The organism is Mesorhizobium sp. M7A.F.Ca.US.002.01.1.1 (genome assembly GCF_004022955.1).
GTDB lineage: Bacteria > Pseudomonadota > Alphaproteobacteria > Rhizobiales > Rhizobiaceae > Mesorhizobium > Mesorhizobium ciceri.
In genome coordinates this window covers 1-1873 of record NZ_RZQE01000767.1, presented here as the reverse complement: position 1 = coordinate 1873, position 1873 = coordinate 1, and the positions used below count along the sequence as shown (strand labels likewise).

Annotated in this window: 1 protein-coding gene and 1 pseudogene; both read right to left on the bottom strand. The window is 62.9% G+C overall.

The features are described 5' to 3' along the window. The coding region (locus tag EN932_RS35220; protein WP_164890815.1) for an efflux RND transporter permease subunit at nucleotides 1-1345 on the bottom strand (1345 nt) is incomplete at its 3' end. Between the two features lie 199 nt (nucleotides 1346-1544). Then, a pseudogene (locus EN932_RS35215) lies at nucleotides 1545-1873 on the bottom strand (efflux RND transporter periplasmic adaptor subunit); the annotation flags it as partial.

Genomic DNA, 1873 nt, shown 5'->3' with positions numbered 1-1873 from the left:
GCGTGCCGGTCAGCATCGGGAAGGCGGTCGAGGAATAGGCGAAGCTCGCCGCCTCGACCTTGACCATCCCCTCCTCCAGCTTGCGCTCCATCATCTCAACGACGATCATCGCGTCGTCGACCAGAAGACCGAGCGCGATGATCAGCGCGCCGAGCGAGATGCGCTGCAGGTCGATGCCGAGCTCGTACATGATGGCGAAGGTCGCGGCCAGCACCAGCGGGATGGCGATGGCGATGACCAGGCCGGAACGCCAACCGATCGACAGGAACGAGACGACGAGCACGATCAGCAACGCTTCGCCAAGCGCATGCATGAACTCCGCCACCGCATCGGTGACGACGCCCGGCTGGTCGGAGATCTGGTCGACCGCAACGCCGTAGGGCAGCGCCTCTTCGAAGCGCTTGTAGGTGGCCTCGACATCCTTGCCGACATCGGTAACCTTGAAGCCCTTGGCCATGACGACGCCCAACTGCACGCTGTCGTGGCCGTTGAAGCGGTACTTTCGCTGGAACGGATCCTGCAACCCCGAACTCACCGTGGCGATGTCGCCCAGCCTCGTGACCTGACCGCCGGCGCGCAGGCGCAGGTTCCTGATATCCTCGACCTTGCCGACATCGCCCTCGACGGAAATGCGCACCGAGTTGGTGCCGGTATCGACGGAGCCGGCCGGGTCGACATTGTTCTGTCCCTTGATCGCATTCTGCAGATCGGTCAGCGTCAGGCCGCGTTCGGCCAGGGCCTTGGACGAGACGTCGATATAGAGCTTTTCAGGCTGGTCGCCGATGATAACGGCCTTCTCGACGCCGGGCGTCGTCAAAAGCATGTCGCGCGCCTGGATGGCGAACTTCTTCAGCTCGGGATAGCTGAAGCCGTCGCCGCTGATCGAATGCAGGGTGATGAAGGTGTCGCCAAATTCATCGTTGAAATAGGGGCCGAGCAGACCTTGCGGCAAGTCACCGGCAATGTCACCGACCTTCTTGCGCACCTGGTAGAACGCGTCGGTCACCTCGGCAGTGTTGGTGTCGCCCTTGATCTGCACGGTGATGATGGCGCTGCCGGCGCGGGTAAAGGAGCGCACGAAATCGAGATGCGGCGTTTCCTGCAGCTTGCGTTCGATCTTGTTGACGACCTGGTCTTCCATCTCCTGGATCGAGGAGCCCGGCCAGATCGCCTGGACGACCATGACCCGGAAGGTGAAATCGGGATCTTCCTTCTGGCCCATGCGCATCAGGCCGAGCGCGCCGGAAATGATGATCAGGCCGAACAGGAACCGCGCAATGGCGGGATGGCCGATTGCCCAGCGCGACAGGTTGAAGGGCCGCTTCTCTTCCGTGGAATTGGTCATCGACGCTGGTCCATCTATCTAGCGCAACAAAATCGAGGGTTCGTAGTGGCTTCCGGGCGGCAAGGCTCTCCCAGCGGAGAAGCACTCATCGCGGTGGGACGCGAAATCGATGTGGGGGTTACATCAATCGAGCGTCTCGGTCGGGCGCCTGCCGCCCGGAAACCAGCGACTGCGGGAACGCGCAGCCGGTTGTCTGTCGTCAGCGCACCTGCTTGGCGTCGCCGTCCGCCGCGGATGCCGATTGCAGCGCCGTATCACCGGCGAGCTTCACCTTGAGGTTCTCGGTCATGAATTGCGTGCCGGCGGCGACCACGACATCGCCGGGTTTCAAACCCTCCGCGACACGCACGCCATCGGCGGCGAACTCGGCAACCTTGATCGGACGAGCATGAACGGTGTCGGCGCCACGATCGACGGTCCAGACGATCGATTGGGTGCCTTGCTCGGCCAGTGCGCTCAGGGGGATCGAGACCAGCTGCCGCTCATTGGCCGCCGTGGCTTCGATGCTGGTGGTCATGTCGGGCACCA